The 17,710-nt window shown below is 34.9% G+C and carries 21 protein-coding genes, 1 riboswitch and 1 other annotated feature; of the genes, 7 read left to right on the top strand and 14 right to left on the bottom strand.

The window, feature by feature from the left end; translation table 11 throughout:
• The first annotated feature begins 1 nt into the window (after position 1).
• Together JFU54_RS23440 and JFU54_RS23435 are read left to right on the top strand one after the other, a co-directional pair.
• Positions 2-1,000 (top strand): inorganic phosphate transporter, encoded by a 999-nt coding sequence (locus tag JFU54_RS23440; protein WP_002126356.1) that lies wholly within the window; start codon positions 2-4, stop codon positions 998-1,000.
• A gap of 117 nt (positions 1,001-1,117) precedes the next feature.
• Positions 1,118-1,918: a sulfite exporter TauE/SafE family protein gene (locus tag JFU54_RS23435; RefSeq protein ID WP_002086690.1), complete on the top strand. Its 801-nt coding sequence runs from the start codon at positions 1,118-1,120 to the stop codon at positions 1,916-1,918.
• A gap of 293 nt (positions 1,919-2,211) precedes the next feature.
• On the opposite strand, the gene JFU54_RS23430 is transcribed toward JFU54_RS23435, so the two are convergent.
• Positions 2,212-2,439, bottom strand: a complete 228-nt coding sequence (locus JFU54_RS23430) for a hypothetical protein (RefSeq protein ID WP_201066587.1) — start codon at positions 2,437-2,439, stop codon at positions 2,212-2,214.
• Between the two features lie 170 nt (positions 2,440-2,609).
• Between JFU54_RS23430 and JFU54_RS23425 the strand changes: the two genes are divergently transcribed.
• A complete protein-coding gene (locus JFU54_RS23425; protein ID WP_002149445.1) occupies positions 2,610-3,122 on the top strand; it encodes a Crp/Fnr family transcriptional regulator in 513 nt (170 codons plus the stop codon).
• 30 nt (positions 3,123-3,152) lie between these two features.
• Here JFU54_RS23425 and hmpA read toward each other — a convergent pair whose 3' ends face one another.
• The 3 genes from hmpA to JFU54_RS23410 form a co-directional block, all read right to left on the bottom strand.
• Complete coding sequence (gene hmpA / locus JFU54_RS23420) at positions 3,153-4,361, bottom strand: NO-inducible flavohemoprotein (protein ID WP_201066584.1); 1,209 nt, start codon at positions 4,359-4,361, stop codon at positions 3,153-3,155.
• A 190-nt stretch (positions 4,362-4,551) separates the two neighbouring features.
• Complete coding sequence (locus tag JFU54_RS23415) at positions 4,552-5,070, bottom strand: hypothetical protein (protein ID WP_201066582.1); 519 nt, start codon at positions 5,068-5,070, stop codon at positions 4,552-4,554.
• A 114-nt stretch (positions 5,071-5,184) separates the two neighbouring features.
• Complete coding sequence (locus tag JFU54_RS23410) at positions 5,185-6,282, bottom strand: site-2 protease family protein (protein ID WP_002011667.1); 1,098 nt, start codon at positions 6,280-6,282, stop codon at positions 5,185-5,187.
• A 152-nt stretch (positions 6,283-6,434) separates the two neighbouring features.
• Here JFU54_RS23410 and JFU54_RS23405 point away from each other — a divergent pair, with 152 nt between their 5' ends.
• Positions 6,435-6,632 carry a hypothetical protein gene (locus JFU54_RS23405; RefSeq protein ID WP_000776287.1) on the top strand — a complete coding sequence of 66 codons (198 nt, stop codon included), beginning with the start codon at positions 6,435-6,437 and terminating at the stop codon, positions 6,630-6,632.
• Between the two features lie 182 nt (positions 6,633-6,814).
• Here JFU54_RS23405 and JFU54_RS23400 read toward each other — a convergent pair whose 3' ends face one another.
• Complete coding sequence (locus JFU54_RS23400) at positions 6,815-7,666, bottom strand: YhfM domain-containing protein (RefSeq protein WP_201066580.1); 852 nt, start codon at positions 7,664-7,666, stop codon at positions 6,815-6,817.
• Positions 7,667-7,774: 108 nt separating this feature from the next.
• Here JFU54_RS23400 and JFU54_RS23395 point away from each other — a divergent pair, with 108 nt between their 5' ends.
• Positions 7,775-8,551, top strand: coding sequence for a class I SAM-dependent methyltransferase (locus JFU54_RS23395; protein WP_201066578.1), 777 nt, complete (start codon positions 7,775-7,777; stop codon positions 8,549-8,551).
• 39 nt (positions 8,552-8,590) lie between these two features.
• On the opposite strand, the gene JFU54_RS23390 is transcribed toward JFU54_RS23395, so the two are convergent.
• On the bottom strand, positions 8,591-8,800 hold the full coding sequence (locus tag JFU54_RS23390; protein WP_000880630.1) for a hypothetical protein: 210 nt from the start codon (positions 8,798-8,800) through the stop codon (positions 8,591-8,593).
• 262 nt (positions 8,801-9,062) lie between these two features.
• Positions 9,063-9,321 (top strand) — a binding site (T-box leader).
• Between the two features lie 58 nt (positions 9,322-9,379).
• On the opposite strand from JFU54_RS23390, the gene brnQ3 reads away from it, so the two are divergent.
• Positions 9,380-10,735: a branched-chain amino acid transport system II carrier protein BrnQ3 gene (brnQ3, locus tag JFU54_RS23385; RefSeq protein ID WP_002140993.1), complete on the top strand. Its 1,356-nt coding sequence runs from the start codon at positions 9,380-9,382 to the stop codon at positions 10,733-10,735.
• 24 nt (positions 10,736-10,759) lie between these two features.
• Here brnQ3 and JFU54_RS23380 read toward each other — a convergent pair whose 3' ends face one another.
• From JFU54_RS23380 to JFU54_RS23355, 6 genes are all read right to left on the bottom strand, one after another.
• Positions 10,760-11,116: a DUF3992 domain-containing protein gene (locus tag JFU54_RS23380; RefSeq protein ID WP_002126339.1), complete on the bottom strand. Its 357-nt coding sequence runs from the start codon at positions 11,114-11,116 to the stop codon at positions 10,760-10,762.
• A gap of 10 nt (positions 11,117-11,126) precedes the next feature.
• A complete protein-coding gene (locus JFU54_RS23375; RefSeq protein ID WP_000598709.1) occupies positions 11,127-11,759 on the bottom strand; it encodes a response regulator in 633 nt (210 codons plus the stop codon).
• Positions 11,756-12,811: a sensor histidine kinase gene (locus tag JFU54_RS23370; RefSeq protein WP_002011673.1), complete on the bottom strand. Its 1,056-nt coding sequence runs from the start codon at positions 12,809-12,811 to the stop codon at positions 11,756-11,758. Before JFU54_RS23370 ends, JFU54_RS23375 begins: the two co-directional genes overlap by 4 nt.
• Positions 12,811-13,551 carry a cell wall-active antibiotics response protein LiaF gene (gene liaF, locus JFU54_RS23365; RefSeq protein ID WP_002126337.1) on the bottom strand — a complete coding sequence of 247 codons (741 nt, stop codon included), beginning with the start codon at positions 13,549-13,551 and terminating at the stop codon, positions 12,811-12,813. The genes JFU54_RS23370 and liaF overlap by 1 nt, the downstream gene beginning before the upstream one ends.
• Positions 13,552-13,657: 106 nt before the next feature.
• The gene (locus JFU54_RS23360; protein ID WP_002011675.1) at positions 13,658-14,320 is read right to left on the bottom strand and encodes a PspA/IM30 family protein; all 663 of its coding nucleotides are present in this window, start codon (positions 14,318-14,320) and stop codon (positions 13,658-13,660) included.
• 44 nt (positions 14,321-14,364) lie between these two features.
• A complete protein-coding gene (locus JFU54_RS23355) occupies positions 14,365-14,721 on the bottom strand; it encodes a lmo0954 family membrane protein (protein WP_002011676.1) in 357 nt (118 codons plus the stop codon).
• Positions 14,722-15,031: 310 nt separating this feature from the next.
• On the opposite strand from JFU54_RS23355, the gene JFU54_RS23350 reads away from it, so the two are divergent.
• Positions 15,032-15,454 carry a GNAT family N-acetyltransferase gene (locus JFU54_RS23350; RefSeq protein ID WP_201051660.1) on the top strand — a complete coding sequence of 141 codons (423 nt, stop codon included), beginning with the start codon at positions 15,032-15,034 and terminating at the stop codon, positions 15,452-15,454.
• 68 nt (positions 15,455-15,522) lie between these two features.
• Here JFU54_RS23350 and JFU54_RS23345 read toward each other — a convergent pair whose 3' ends face one another.
• Positions 15,523-16,839, bottom strand: a complete 1,317-nt coding sequence (locus JFU54_RS23345; protein WP_201066576.1) for a Na+/H+ antiporter NhaC family protein — start codon at positions 16,837-16,839, stop codon at positions 15,523-15,525.
• 94 nt (positions 16,840-16,933) lie between these two features.
• Positions 16,934-17,039, bottom strand: a riboswitch (SAM riboswitch).
• 120 nt (positions 17,040-17,159) lie between these two features.
• Positions 17,160-17,678: a ribonuclease FAU-1 family protein gene (locus JFU54_RS23340; protein ID WP_002030693.1), complete on the bottom strand. Its 519-nt coding sequence runs from the start codon at positions 17,676-17,678 to the stop codon at positions 17,160-17,162.
• Positions 17,679-17,710: the final 32 nt, after the last annotated feature.

Here is a 17,710-nt window from a genome sequence, read left to right as displayed (position 1 = left end):
CATGGATACACTCTTGATACTGACCGTTTTAGTAGTCATTTGCGCTTTAGCTTTTGACTTTATCAATGGATTTCACGATACAGCAAACGCTATTGCAACGGCTGTTTCAACGAAAGCTCTAAAGCCTAGACATGCAATTGTTATGGCAGCTATTATGAACTTTTTAGGTGCGATGACATTTACAGGTGTAGCAAAAACGATTACAAAAGATATTGTTGACCCGTTTGCTTTGCAAAATGGTTCTCTTGTAATTTTAGCTGCTTTGCTTGCGGCAATAGTCTGGAATTTGATCACTTGGTACTATGGCATTCCAAGTAGTTCTTCGCATGCAATCATTGGCGCAATCGCTGGTGCAGCAATTGCTGCTGCTGGTATTAGCTCATTAAACTATAAAGGGTTTATAAAAATTCTTGAAGCTTTAATCATTTCACCGATTATCGCTTTTGTTATTGGTTACATCGTATATAGTATTTTTAAAGTGGTATTTAAAAACTTTAACTTAACGAAAACGAACAAGAACTTCCGTATATTCCAGATTTTCACCGCTGCATTACAAGCTTATACGCACGGTACGAATGATGCACAAAAAGCAATGGGAATCATTACGATGGCTCTTATGGCCAATAACTATCATACTTCTGGCGATATCCCTTTCTGGGTACAATTATCTTGTGCAATCGCAATGGGTCTTGGTACTTCTGTCGGTGGTTGGAAAATTATTAAAACTGTCGGTGGACAAATTATGAAAATTCGTCCTGTAAATGGTGTAGCTGCCGATTTATCATCATCACTTGTTATTTTCGGCGCAACATTTATTCACTTACCGGTTAGTACGACGCACGTTATCTCTTCTTCTATTTTAGGGGTTGGTGCTTCACATCGCGTGAAAGGTGTAAAATGGGGAACTGCAAAACGCATGTTAATTACATGGGTTATTACACTTCCTATTTCAGCTTCTTTAGCTGCATTATTTTACTACTTATTACACTTAATCTTTTAATCAAAAGTCGTCTTCCTTATTTTTCTAGGAAGACGACTTTTTTGTGAACAAGCCTATTTCTTATTAAAAAGCGTGTATAATGATTGATGGATAAGTTATATAGAGGAGTTGGCAATTTTGGAATACATCATGTTACTTTTCATCGGATTAATCGCCGGGACAGTCGGGAGCCTAGTCGGACTTGGAGGCGGAATTATTATCGTTCCGTTATTAATTGGATTACACAGTTTATCACCACAACTCGCAGTAGGAACTTCTATGGTAACAGTCGTTTTTACAGGGCTGGCTTCTACCCTTACTTATATGAAACATAAACGGGTAGATTATAAAAGTGGACTTATTTTATTTATCGGGAGTGGCCCTGGTGGTATTATCGGATCATGGGCAAACAAATTTTTAAACCAAGATACATTTTCTTTATACTTTGGGATTTTTCTTATATTCGTCTCCATTCTTCTTATACTACGAGACAAATTGAAACCTCTTTCCCTATCAAATATGACTGTAATTAAGCGATCTTTTACAGATAACGAAGGAAATACTGTAGACTATCAATTTCCACCATTTCTCGCTATCTTTATTGCCTTTATAGTTGGATTTATATCCGGATTATTTGGAATCGGTGGTGGTGCCTTACTTGTGCCAGCGATGATGCTCCTTTTTGCGTTCCCAGCACACATTGCTGTAGCAACTTCAATGTTTATCGTATTTCTCTCAGCAATTGTAAGCTCTTTAACTCACATCTCTCTAGGAAATGTCAGCTGGGCTTATGCATTAATTCTTATTCCTGGTGCATGGATTGGCGGAAAAATCGGGGCTTATATTAACACAAAATTAAGCGGTAATGCAGTAATTAATTTATTACGTATCACATTAATTATTCTTGGAACTAGATTAATCATTACTTCATTTTTATAACGCGTTCTTTCTAGAATGCGTTTTTTCTTATACACATGAATATAAAAAGGCTCCTAGGAGAACAAATAAAACTAAACAAACACTTAATAGCATAAAATTTGAAATATGTAATTTCTTCAAGTTGATCACTCCTATAGCTATGACTGTTATCTTTATGATAGCGAAAAAACAGTTATCTTACAGTTACAAAGCGCTAACAATGCAAAATCATTTATTACAAATTTTATCCTTATATTTCATTTCTTTGTACAATCTATCGATTCAATAAAAAAAGATGTCATATTGACATCTTTTTAGTGAAGAAGTGACCATCCCATAAAGTCTTCATGTACCTGGCACGCCCTCTTATCGTTTCGATCATATAATTCAGCATAACTATCTGTTTCTTCATCATAAGCCATCGTATAAATAATTTGGCCGTCTATTTCAACGGATAAAACGACTCCACCTATCATCTCTTCCACATGAATGATAGCATTCGCCGGAATTCTCATATCCGTCATCTTCATCGCATCTAACAATATACTAAACCCCCTACAGCGTATTCATTGCTAGTACTATTACACACTAAATAGTATACTACTGTAATAGCATACATTTCGTCAATGAAATTGCTGTTTAAAAAGCATATTGTCTTTATACATATACGCTAAAATATAAGAAATAGAAATGTTTTAATGGGGGGCTAACATTGATTCTACATAAGGGAGATGTATTATTCCGTCAAGGTGAGGACGGTCCATTATATTTTATAAAAACAGGTTTATTAAAAGTGATTCGGTTAGAAGAAGACGGAACACCATTTTTATTTAATATTATCGTTCCTGGTGAAACGATACCTCACCATTCTTTAATTTCACCGAAGGAATATCACGGTACAGCTATCGCTTTAATGAAAACAGAAGTCGAGCCTATAATTAGCAATGAATGGTACGACAAACTTCAGGCAAATCCTGCATCATATGAAAATATCGCTATACAATTACAATCGAAGTTAAGAATGATGCAACAGCGTATCGATCAATTGACAACTGTCTCTCCTAAAGAGCGCCTTCATCGTTTACAAGAGTGGTTCACCTTATATTTAGGTGACATCCCTATCTATGAAATATTAACACAAACTGAAATTGGTCAGCTCATAGGTGTACGCCGCGAAACAGTTAATCGCTTATTAAGAGAACAAGCAAAAAACGAGGTAAAATAATACCTCGTTTTTTTGCTTGGCAACATTAATCTATTGTAAGCTTGCTGCGGGACCGAAAAATTCATAATGAATGTTCTCTTGTTTAACACCCAAATCAATTAATGCAGCATTTATATGCTTCATAAATGGTACTGGACCGCAAAAATAAAATTCTGCTTCAGTCGTTGGAATAATAGTTTGTAACCATTCACGTTCAATGAATCCTTCTTGATCAAAATTCTTCATTTCCACATCTTGCTCTGTCGGTGAAGAATAGCAAGTATATGCTTTAACTTGTTCATACTCTTTTTCTACTGTCTCAACATGCTCTTTCATCGCATGTGTATTACTATTTATCGCCGCATGAACAAACCATACATTACGCTTTGATTCTTGTTCAATTAACGTATTTAACATACTCATCATCGGTGTAATACCTACTCCACCACTAATTAGTACAACAGGTAATGTTGACTCCATATTTAATACGAAATCTCCCGCTGGTGCACTTACTGGTAAGACATCCCCTTCCCCTACATGATCATGTAAGTAATTAGATACTTTACCATCTGGTGTATCTACACCTTTTTCTTTCTTTACACTAATACGATAATATTCTTTTCCTGGAGCATCAGACAAGCTATATTGACGATTATGTGTATATGTCTCACCTTTAATATTTATTTGAATCGTTACATATTGTCCTGGGATGAATGAAGAAACTTTCCCGCCATCTTCAGGTTTTAAATAAAATGATGTAATAACGTCGCTTTCCTTCACTTTTTTAACAATCACAAAGTTGCGGAAATCTTTCCATCCACCTTCTTTATGTGCAGCTTCTTCATACATACCCGCTTCAATGCTAATGAATGCATCAGCAATGACGCCATACGCTTCTCCCCATGCATTTAAAACTTCATCAGGTGCGCCTGCGACCTCTTTAATCGCTCGTAGTAAGCATGTACCTACTATTGGATAATGCTCTGCTTTAATACCTAAACTTCTATGCTTATGACCAATTTGTTTTACAACTGGAATAATAGCTTCTAAATTATCAATGTACATTGCAGCTGCATAAACAGCATTTGCTAATGCTTGTTGTTGTCTTCCTTTTTTCTGGTTCGTATGGTTGAAAATATTCAATAACTCCGGATGTTCCGAAAATAAAATTTGATAAAATCTCGTTGTAATCTCAACGCCTTTTTCTTGTAATAACGGTACTGTTGACTTTACGATTTCAATTGTTTTTGCACTTAACATTGTATCCCACTCCTCTATTTCCTTAACTGTTTTTAGTTTAACTGAATTGTATAATACATATTGTGATTTTAATCACTATTAACATGGTGTTTTTATGAAAAATATATGAACAATGCACATATTAAGTAAATTTTAATTAGCCATCATTAATAGTGCTCAAAAAAAGCTAACTAGAATTCTAGCTAGCCTACTACTTCGTTTGTATTGCTTGTTCAATTACTCTTATATTCTGCCCATCTCCAAACTCGGTATACCCCCATACATTCGTCTCACCTTTATATTTATTTACAAGTATATCCAAGTCATGATATACGCGATGAGCATAGATTACATACTCCATATTCTGAAGCTCCACACCTTTTTTTACAATTTCATAACTTCTATTCACATCGCGTTTTATTTTTTCATTTTTTATTTCTTTATGTATATTTTTTAAAGAGGCTTCTTGCTCTTGAAACCATTGTTTAAAATGTTTCCAATCCCCATCTGTATATTTCTCTGCCTTGCCATAATTCAAGAAATTATTATAACTTTCATGTGTCGTACGAACAAAATCGAGTGTCTTCTTCTTCTCCTGCACCTCTTCTATTTGTGCTACTGTATTTACTCCAGCAGACTTATTCGCATAATATAATAGTAATTTCATAAGACTATAGCTCGCTATTGCCATCACAGTAATAGTTACCAATACACTTAACAATTTCTTCATATACAGAACCCCTTTTCTACTATGAATATTACAATGTACTGTTACACTTGTAACATTCTCTCGTAGAAATGTAATTCCTGTTTAAATCCTCCTTTTCATTTCGACACTATTTTTCTACAAACTTCTCCTTGGTAAATGCTCTTGTAAAACAACATAACCTTCATAAGCTGTATAACCGAGTATAGCCATTAATCCGATATAACAAGCAAATACTGTCCATTTCGTTTTCGTATCGACTTTGTAATAATTTTCTTGTTGTTCCTTTTCTGTTTCCCATTCATTTAATTTTCTTTCTGACATTTCAAATGCTTCTCTTATATGAATTGTATGCATTTCTTTTTCATCTTCATATGGGACATAATCAAGTGGCTCAAATTTTGGTAAAAGGTACTCTAGCACTTCAATCTTTTGAAGTTCTCCTGTTTTTAATTCTTTTTCACGTTCTCTTTGTCTTAATACATTCATTTCATGGTGAATCATATAAATCGTTCGATGCACCGCACCAGTTTCTTTTAATTCCTCTTCAAGCCTAGCAACATATTCTTTCATTCCATCGATTTTATATCCTAATTCCTTAATCGGCTCATCTCTCTTTATTACTCTATATAGTTCCATACAGCCGATAATAAAAATAAATCCTCCTAAAATACTTTTGAAGTAAATAGAATAGCCGAGTAGTAAAACTAGCCCTGCTCCCCAAATTTTCGTGCTTACAACTGAAATTATTCGTCCACCATCTAATGGAGAAACTGGAATTAAGTTAAAGAAATTAATCATACTTCCAAGTAAAATAATAAGCGCCCAAAACGGCTCTTTCGTGATTATATACAGTGGGATCGCGGGTAAAAATGAAAGCAATCCGAAAAGAGGTCCCATATATGCAATGTAAGCTTCATCTTTTGCATTTTTCGGCATCTCTTTCATCCCAATAAGAGCTCCCATAAATGGTATGAAGATTGCTGGCGATGTTGGTATCCCTTTCTTTCTCGCTGCCCATAAATGCCCCATCTCATGTACAAACAATAAATATACGAGTGCTACCCCAAACTTCCAACCATATATGACTGCGTATGCACCAAGCGATAAAAACATACTAAATACTGTTGAAAATTTTGCTAACTTAAAAATTGCAAATACCCATTTTAACTTAGATAGTAAAAATAACCCTATTGCAACGATAACTCCCCATAATCCTTTTTTATTATTTTTCATATTCCTCTCCTTTATCTCGCTTTATTGAGCCATATACACTCATCAAAACTTATTCTTTTTCTCTATTATGACATATTTTTTTCTATTGTTAGAAATAATGTTTATTCCATCCATTTTTAGCCAAAAATAAAAATAAAAGGAGGTAAATACAAATGAAATTACAATCTCTTATGATAGGCGCTCTATCGTTTTTAGCTTCAACTCTTATTTTTTATACCGTCAGCTACGTATTATTATTAGATTGGTTGCCAAATCACTTATTTATAGCCCTTATTATTCTTTCTGCTCTTATGATTTCCTTTCTAATTACACGAAAATCAATGAATGAGCCATCTGCAAAAGCAAAATAATAGAGGGGATCTTTCCCCTCTATTATCATTTCCTAGGAAAGGCCATATAGACTTTATGATTCTTACTGCCCGCTATTTACGGGCAGTAAGAATCCCACCTCAAAATTCGGCTCGAGCAAAGAATTTAGGTAGGAGTCGTGCTAGTAATCAGCGGGGATGCCCCCACTGATTAAAATTTCACTTTATCTTTGTAAATTCATTTTTTCACCATACTCTTTAACAATTTGAATAATGTTTTGAAATGCTCCTACTTTTTCTTTCTTACTATTTAATATTTGTAAATCGTGATTATCATAATAAGTTTCTAGTGATTTTAATTGTGATTCTGAAGCATCTTTTATCGGAACAGTAACATTCAACTCATACTGTTTATACCCTTCCTTTACTTTTTCAGCTAAAATTATTTCACTCTCTTTTGCGCCAATTAATTTTTGGACCTTTTCCGGGAAAATTAATTGCAAATAATATTCTTGTTCCTTTGCTAACTTATTATATAGTGATTGTGAAATCGTATAACGTACTGTATAATTCATTTTTTGATCACCTGCTTTAATATGAAACGCAGTAATCTGCATGTCTTTTTTTGTTACTTCCGTTAAAGTACCTACCTGCATCTCATCTTCTTTTTGTTCTGGAATCTTTGGAAAGATAGCCAAAAGCTTTTCCGTATCTTTTTCGTTAAGCATATACATATCTTTCTTATATTGAATCCATCCTCGGCGATCTTCTCCTCTTAACCATGCATAATATGTTTCTTTTTTTCCATCACTACTAATTTGTATTTCATATTCCGGTTCACCAAAACTACCCGTTACTTCTTGTTTTTCCGCTTTGTTTATAATATCCACCACCAACTCCGCATCCATTTTCTTTAATTTTTTTTCTTCTGTACCTTTTTGTATAACAGTTATTTGTAATGGTTCTTTCACTTCATTCACTGTCTCCTCTACTTGTTTCGATTCTTTCTTTTGCTCTGCTTGACCACACGACGCGAGTAAAATAACACATAAAACCATTAAATATTTTCCTTTCAAATCGATTCTCCTTTTCCAATAAGAAATTCTTATAATCCTCATACATAAAACAAAAACGTTACATTATATAGAATGAGCTATACTATACAATGAAGGGAGGATTTTACAATGTCCATTAATTTTCATGATGCAAATAATAAGTATATGTATGCAAGTCGTAACGCACATATTTCATGGCAGGAAACAATAAACAATATTGTAGATGTGCAAAATAAACAAGTAATTGATATAGGTTGTGGTGGTGGCATTTACACGAAAGAACTTGCTCTTATGGGAGCCAAAAGTGTTGTTGGGCTTGATTTTTCAAAAGAAATATTACAAGCTGCAAAAGAAAATTGTAACGGCTTCCCAAACATTTCATTCATTCACGGTGATGCACATAATATCTCATTCCCTAATGAAACATTCGACCTTGTCATTTCTCGTGCAGTCATTCATCATTCGCATGATATTCCCACATTTATACGAGAGGCTTCTCGCATATTAAAAAAAGACGGTATACTTATTTTACAAGACCGAACTATTGAAGATTGTACAATTCCAGGAAGTCCTGAACACCTTCGTGGATATTTTTTCTCTGTCTTTCCAAAACTCATTGAAACAGAAGCGAAAAGAAGACCAAAAACCACTACTATTCAGCAAGAATTACAACAATATTCTCTTCAAGCGTTCCCCACACAAACACAATGGGAAGTACGAAAAGTACATGATTCTGTAGAGGCTTTGCTACAAGATTTATCTCCTCGAACAGGCCGATCCATTCTATATGAACTAACAGATAATGAACTTTCTCAACTTCTACATCATATCCAAACGGCATTACAAAACGTCTCTCCTATCATCGAAAGAGATCGTTGGACCATTTGGAGCGCGAAAAAATTGTAAGGAAGGAAGCCTCACAAAGTAATGTGAGGCTTCCTTCCTTCATAATCTAATTTTACAACACTCTTGATATCCTCCACTCCTGGCCTGTGCACTTCCACACTTCGGACATACTAAATATCTAGACTGATTTGTCAACAAACTACCTTTTTGAAAGAGTAAAACTTCTGCTTGTTTAAACGAACGCGAATAATATAACCACATAAAACCAATTATAGCAATAATGCCAAATAATACTCCCATCGCAAGCATTTCAGTCACCTCTTTTGGTTTGTTCTTTCCAGCAAGTGGATTGTTGTATTATTCTCTGCAAATTCAAACAATTCCTTCCTTACTCCTATAAATATCGATTTTCTCCATAAACTTTACAATTCTCTATAATGTTTTACAGCATTTTTACAAATAGTATTAACCCTTATATTCTCAGCTATATTTCTACAGGAAAGTGTATTTCCCAAAAAATATGTTGACTTTCTAAAAAAAACATGTGAAAATACTGTCAGAATACTTGAATTAAAATTCATTGACGAGAACGAGTACGTTATAGGACTGTTCCCCAGAGAGTTGGCGATTTGCTGAAAGCCAACGTTCAGTGCTTAACCGAAAATCATCTCCGAGAAGTAGAACCGAATGCTAAAGTAAGTTCTTACCGGATGTCCCCCGTTACAAGGAACACGTATCATGTTGTACGTTGCAAAGCCGTATACATATAGATTTATTTCTACATGTATAAATTAGGGTGGTATCGCGGGTAAATATAACTCGTCCCTTTCTTTAGGGACGAGTTTTTTTGTGTTCTTACAATGAATTTACAAAAAAGGAGGAAAAACAATGAACACTGTATCAAAAAAACATGTTTTTTTCACAGGCCTTATGCTATTTTCTTTATTTTTTGGGGCAGGAAATTTAATTTTCCCTCCAATGCTTGGACAAAATGCTGGTGAAAACTTTTGGCCAGCAATGATTGGCTTTTTACTAACAGGAGTCGGCTTACCACTACTTACTGTTATCGCTATTTCTCTATCAGGAAATGGAATGCAACAACTTGCAAGTCATGTTCACCCATTATTCGGAATATTCTTTACGGTAGTTGTATACATTGCAATCGGTCCATCTATGGGCATCCCACGTGTTGCTAATGTCGCTTATGAAATGGGGGTTAGTTCTTTCTTACCAGAAACTATTCGCTCTAGCAGCCTAGTGCTATTTTTATACACAGTCATCTTCTTTTCTATCGTATTTTGGCTTAGTTTAAACCCTTCTAAGCTCGTCGATCGTATCGGAAGTGTATTAACACCTATTTTATTACTCTCTATTTTTTTATTATTCGTTAAGAGTGTATTTACACCCCTCGGGCAATCTGGACCAGCCATGCAAGAGTATCAAACTTCTCCAATTTTCAAAGGTTTTATGGAAGGATACTTAACGATGGATACCATTTCAGCACTTGCATTTGGGATTATCGTTGTAAATGCAATTCGCTCAAAAGGTGTGAGTGATCGTAAATCAATTGCCATCGCTACAGCAAAAGCAGGACTTATTGCCGCTACTGGTCTCGTACTTGTATATGGTGCACTTGGCTGGCTCGGTACAACTAGTGTCTCTCTCGGATACGCAAAAAATGGAGGACAGCTACTTACCGTTATCGTACAACAATTATTCGGTCCATATGGTCTAATTCTGTTATCTCTTATCGTTACACTTGCTTGCTTAACAACATGCGTTGGACTTGTATCTGCGTGCAGTCAATACTTCTCAACATTATTGACAAAATTTTCATACAAAATGTTAGCAAGTGTCATTTGCTTGTTAGGATTATTAGTTGCCAACTTAGGTTTAACAAAAATTATCGCCATCTCTGTTCCTATTTTACTTGTTGTATATCCAGTTGCAATTGTACTCGTGTTATTATCATTACTTCATAAATATTTCGGTGGCTATCGATCTGTTTATGTATGTGCTTTAATCGGAACAGCAGTTGTTAGCGTTTTTGACGGATTAAAACAAGGGAATATTCCTGTTTCATTTATCACATCTTATTTTGAGTTTATTCCATTATATAATGAAGGAATTGGCTGGTTAGTACCAGCGTTAGTTGGGGCTATTATCGGTTTTGCTATCGCAAAATTAAGTGGCGCCAAAGCAGTACCATTAACGGATCATTCACCTGAATCGAAAGTATCATAAAAAAACTCCCATTTCGGGAGTTTTTTACATTTGATAAGAAGTATGATTAAAGCTACTTACTTTATAAGCTTTCGTATAGTAATCAATATTCGTATCCACTGTTTCTACTTTTACAACATCATAGCAATCTTCTTGCTTCACTAGAAATAAATAATATTCTTCTGTCGCCTCAATAATTGCAATACGATCTGTTTCAATATCATATTGTTCACAAAGTGCTTGCAACGCATTCACATAGTTACCTAATTTTTTCGTTTCATCCATTCCAAATATCGTTTGAACTAACATACACTCTCTCCCCTTTGTATGTACTGTTAACACCTTAATGATAACGCTCACATAAATAACCGTCAATAAAAAGCTTTGACCATATATAGTCAAAGCTTCCTTCTTATTTCGTCAATTGGTGTCTAAACGCATAAATAACCGCCTGTGTCCGGTCACTTACATTTAGCTTATTTAATATATTACTCACATGTGTCTTTACTGTTTTAAGGGCAATAAACAACTCATCTGCAATCTCTTGATTACTTTTCCCCTCTGCAATTAATAACAAAATTTCAGACTCTCTTTCTGTTAACTCCTCATGCAAAGGTTGTTCTTTCTTCTGACGCATACGAGACATCATTTTGCCAGTAACTTTCGGCTCTAATACCGTTTCCCCATCATAAGTAGCTCTTACAGCATCTGCAATATCACTCGCTCTTGATGTTTTTAATAAATAACTTGTCGCCCCCGCCTCAATAACAGGATATAACTTTTCATCATCTAAAAAGCTCGTGACAACTACAATTTTCGCTTCTGGCCATTCTTGAATAATAGCACGTGTCGCTTCAACCCCATCCATCTCATCCATAACAAGGTCCATTAAAATAATATCCGGTCTTAATTGCAAAGCTAACTCTGAACCTTTTCTTCCATTTTCAGCTTCTCCAACTACTTCAATATCTGGCTGCGTTGATAAATATGCTGATACACCCATTCGAACCATTTCATGATCATCAACTAGTAATACTTTTATCATGATTCTCCCCCTCTCTCAATCATAATAGGTACTTTCACTTCTATTTGCGTACCTTTATTCGGAAAACTAAGAACTTTTAATGTACCACCAATTTCATGAACTCGCTCTTGCATTGACCTTAAACCATATGAACCAGCCTTATTAACACCAACTTTAAACCCAACACCGTCATCAATAATTTTCAAAATCGCATATTGATCAATTTTCCGAAGGCGTACTTCGGTTTTCTTTGCCTTCGCATGCCGTAAAGTATTAGACAACGCCTCTTGTACAATACGGAATAAATGATCCTCTACACCTTTTTTTAATTGAATCGGTTCAATTAACCATTCAATTTTCATATGTTGCTTTCTAGACAGTTCTGTTAATAATTCTTCTATACCCTCTGTTAGTTTCTTACCTTCTAACTGCACTGGGCGTAAATGAAGGAGCAATGCTCTCATTTCTGATTGTGCATTTACAACCATATTCTCAACAAGCTGCAACTGTTTTTTCGTCGTATCTGGAATTTCAGCTGCTTGCTCATTAATGGCTGACATCATCATCGACATTGCAAAAAGCTGCTGACTTACAGAATCATGTAGCTCTCTCGCTAATCGATGCCTTTCTTGAGAAATCGCTTCTTGTCTCATCTCTTCATTCCAATGGGCTCGTTCATTCGTTACTTTTTGAAATAGCCCAGCTTGCTCCTCTAAGCGCCGAGCAAGACCAATTACTTTTCGTTCCACTTCATGAAATTCATCGTCCGCAGTAAATGAAACATCACTCGGAAAATTCCCTCGCTCTACTTCAAATAGAAAAGTATTTAATCCTTGTATACGCTGTTCTATATAATAACCGATTGCATATCCTACAATTCCTCCGATAAGAAGACTCGTACTCATAATAAACAAGCCAATTGGAACAGAAGCAATGGATTCTTTCCAGAGTAAATCATAAACTTGTTGCTCGCTTTTCCATACATATACAATTGTACAAATAAGTGCGATACTCACAGAGGACAACATAGAATAACGAATATACATCCACGAAATATTCCTTTGTTTTTTCATTATACTTTCCTCACTTCCGTATCGCCTACGACAAGCGAAGAAATAATTTTAATACGACGAGGGGCTTCTTTATACTGTTCTGTTCTAAACGTAACATTACGGTTAAATCCAGTTTCTTCGTGTCCTGGCAGGAGCACTCGCCCAACAATAACAGAATGATTTAAAGACAATTCAATATCATATGGTACATATAAGCGAATATTACCAATGACGCCCCGAATCACAATAACCGTTTCTCCCTCTGGAATCATAGCAGTTGTTAAATCAATCTCGACGTCACAAGCACCATATTGGACGTTAATATCCTCTATTTCATAAATATGATCCATCATTCGTACATTACCTACAAACATATTTTTTATATACGGTTCTGTACGATATATTTGTTTTTCTTCATTTATATATCCCTTTTCTTTAATTTCAACTTTCATTGCTTTTTGCCGATGTCCTTGTTGAATAAGTTGATAACCAATTAAAGCTAAACAAGCAAACACAACAAGTACGAATGCCGCTGATGAAAATAAGAAGAATAAGAAGACAATACCACCGACAAATAAAAATACATTCCCTCTTACATAACGGTTCTTCTTTCGATAATGTCTTCCAAACATAATCATAATAAATGCAAATATTAGACCACCTGGTTCAAAATGTCCAAGTATCATATCAAGAAAAAGACCGAATCCAAATATGATGAGGAGCATCCCCATAAATTGTGTTTTTGAAAATTGCTTCTTCATTTCAGCTCCCCCCTCCTTGTCACATATACATAGAAGAAAAGGCATTGCTTTCCAACACCTTTTCTCCTATCACTATATCATAAGCCTGTTTTATTATATACTACAATTATTTTGTTACTTCTTTCGTTAACGATACTTCATTTTTCTCTTTCATTTCACTCTCTAGTTTTGCAATTTTCATATCAAATGTATCACGCTCATGCTCTTCATTTATACGAAGCTCTATGTCACGAATGTGATCTTCAATTTCTTCGAATCGTAAGAACGGGTTATTTTCATCCATTTTATGCATAGCAGTATTCATACGGCGGTTTGCATGCGCCATATTTTCACGGGCCATTAATTCCATACGCTTTGCGTTCATTTCTTTTAATTTATTTTTCATTTCTGAAAGACGACGCTCTAACTCATCAATTTGCTCTACAACACCAGCATACATTTCTTCTAAGCGAGTTACTTGCCCTTCATAATACGCTACTTCTTCTAATGCACGTTCATGCAATTGCAATTCGCCTGCTTCTTGTGCGATGATAGCTTGCTTTGATCTTTTATTAACGAAATAACGTGCTTGCTCAAGCTCACGAGCGAAGTTAGATTTTAATGTTTTATGACGTTGAATTAACTTCTCAATTTTTGTTATTTCACGCTCACTATCGCGTAAATATTGGTTTAACATAGCAATTGGATTTTTTCTTTCTTTCTCATCTAACACATTATGAAAATCAGCTAAAATTGCATCGCGTACACGTCCGAATAAAGATTGTTTCATTATAATCTTCCTCTCTTCTACTTTATAATTTGATTTATTTTATATTAGTTTTTCATTAACTTGTTCCACTCATCTTCAAAGTTGCTATATGGTTTAGCACTTTCTGGAGCAGAATCAACAACTACATTTTTTCCTTTTTTCCACTCACGGTATCCGTAGTATAAAACTACTAATGCTGCGATACCGATTAATGCTGGGGAATGAGAAAGTGCAATGGACAAACCGATTAAACCAACAATACCCCAAGCTAACTTTCCAAAAAATGATTTAGCTCGCACAAATGATTTATAGCTCCAGTACACAACTCCTGCTCCAATGGCGAATCCTACAATACCAGCAAGACTACCAAGAGCAATTAAAGCCAAAATACCGGCTGCGATAAACGCTAGAAATTGTTTCATCTTGTGCTTGCCTCCCTTCGATTTGATACTCTTATCTTAACTATTTTTTCATTTTTTCATAACGAGCTTAAGAACTGTTTTCGACTCAGACTTAAGACCGAGTTGAATTCAGCCTTTTGCAAAACGAACATGTATGCGATGCGTATAGATACAGAAAAATTCTTATTCAATAACGGATGAAAATCTCAACTTGCGCGTCCAAAAAATTAGTAATACATACAAACGTTTATTAAATTACATTAAATATATTATTAAGAAAATTATGTCAAAATAAATCAGAAGGCTACATTTAAATTAAAGGGGATATATCATGAATTTACACATTACGAAAGAAATCAATACCGCCGCTAAAAACTGTATAAACAATCAGCTTTATGAATATAATTTAAAGCACTTTCCATCTGATTTAAGAGACAGATACTTAGAGATTCATTTATTTCTTAAGGATGAAAATGGTAAAATATGCGGGGGAATATTAGGTGAAGTCTGTTGGAATTGGTTAGAGATTCACTCTTTTATCATCGATGAAGATATACGTGCATTAGGGTATGGAACTAAACTGTTATTAGAAGTAGAAAAAATCGCTTTAGAAAGAAATTGTGATTTTATAAAAGTTGACACTTTAAGCTTTCAAGCATTAGATTTCTATAAAAAATATGGTTATAAAGAGTATGGTATCCTCGATAACGTAGGAAGAGATTATAAACACTACTATTTGAAAAAGGATTTATAAATAATAAAAAACGCTCAGAGAATGTTCTCCGAGCGTTTTCAACTGCTAATAATAAATGTCTCTTTATGTTATGCAGTTTTATGATACTCTTTTTTTTCCGCCACTTTAGAAAATCCCGGGAAACCAATTAATATAGAAATGATTCCACATACTCCAACTAAAATTGGATAAAATGCATATGGTAACAATTCGACCGGAGATAACGCAGCAAATCCTGCCGCTGTTAACATTTGAGCACCATATGGGATTAACCCCTGTACACAGCAAGAGAAAAGATCCAGTACACTCGCTGATTTACGGGGATCAATTTCATACTGATCCGCAATATTTTTCGCAAGCGGACCTGTAAAAATGATAGAAATTGTATTATTTGCTGTACACATATTCGTCATACTCACTAAGCCAGCAATACCAAACTCTGCTCCTTTTTTCGAACGAATATTACGTGTTAAAAGATTCATTAAATATTGAATGCCACCATTATATTGGATAAGTTCAACCATACCACCGATTAATATAGCAAGTAGTACTAGCTCCATCATACCGCCCATTCCAGTCGTTACACTTTTAAAGAAACTCTCTAACGTGTAACTTCCATCTATAAGGCCGATAGCACCTGATAATATTGTTCCACCAGTTAACACAATAAGTACATTCCAGCCAAGTAGTGCTGTAATAAGTACTCCTGCATACGGTAAAATCTTTATCCAGTCAAAACTATGGGCTTTAACTTGTGTATCACTTCCTAAAGTAATTATTACTAATAGTACAATTGTAATAATAGCGGCTGGTAATACAATTAAAAAGTTCGTTTTAAACTTATCTTTCATTTCTGTTCCTTGTGAACGAACAGCAGCAATTGTCGTATCTGAAATAAATGATAAATTATCACCAAACATCGCTCCGCCCACAACAGTAGCCATCGCAAGTGCTATTGAGATATCAGTTTGCCCACTAATACCTACAGCAATCGGTGCTAGTGCTGCAATTGTTCCCATTGAAGTTCCCATCGCTAATGAAATAAATGCCCCTATAACAAAAATTCCAGCAACGATAAATCCTGGTGGCAAAATAGATAACGCTAAGTTAACAGTGGAATCAACTCCGCCCATTCCTTTTGCTGTTTCAGAAAACGCCCCTGCAAGTACAAAAATTAATACCATAATCATAATATCAGGGTTTCCTGCACCTTTAGCAAATCGTTCTACTTTCACATTAAAGCTTTCCTTACGATTCATCACTAAAGCAATTCCTACGGCAATTGAAATTGCTACAAGTATCGGCAATTTATAGAAATCACCTGTAATAATTCCAGAACCAATAAATAGCGCCAAAAATATTCCAAGTGGTAATAACGCTAAACCATTTCCTCTCGTTTCTTTCAAAGTATCATCTCTCCCTAGTTTTCAACCTTTTCTAATGAACAACAAAAGACCTCTTCCGATGAGAAGAGGTCTTATACATCTATAAGAAACACTCTTCTCATCTTTCAAGCACATGCTTGCTGGATTTGGCACAGCACTCTGAAATCGAGTCCGCTGCCGAGGCATCGTAGGGCCAGTCCCTCCGCCTCTCTTTATAAGAAGGTTTCATATTTATTTTTTAATAATAATTTCTTTCCTAACTTTACTCGCTTACAAAACAAAAGTCAATTATTTTTTGTATAGATTTTTTTGGTAATTATACAAAAATATGAATAAACCAATCATTTTAACTTTTCGATTTCTTTATCCAATATTGAGATCCAATAAAATTTTCTATTTTTTATCGTCGCGATAATCCATTTTGTTGTATTCCATGCTAACTCATATTCTTCTTTTGTAACATCACCAATTTTATAGGCATCCTCTAACTCGTCTTCATCCAGTACATAGATCTCACCGTTCGGTAACAATACTACATCTAAATATAAATCATCAAAATAAGGTAAACCACGCTCGTCTATTTTATATTCTTTCGTCACGTCGATATAATATTGTACTAATTGTTTTTGATTGTCTAACATAGCTGTAATTGCAAAGTTTTCCCCGTTTATAAAATATTGCATCCATGTATACCCATCACCTGCAATGCAAAGCTGTTTACCATTGTATTCTTTATAACTAGGTTCTCTCACTTTTTTTATGTCCAGTATTCCTAACATTCCATCCTCTACTTGCTTAACCCTATAATCCTTCTCTATTAGTCGCTTCCACGAAGAACCGTCACCATATTTACGTTTCATTACGTCCGCTCCTCTTCTATATATAGAAAAGC

This window comes from Bacillus sp. TH19 (assembly GCF_016651075.1).
GTDB classification, from domain to species: Bacteria; Bacillota; Bacilli; order Bacillales; family Bacillaceae_G; genus Bacillus_A; species Bacillus_A mycoides.
This window is presented reverse-complemented; position numbering and strand designations above follow the sequence as displayed.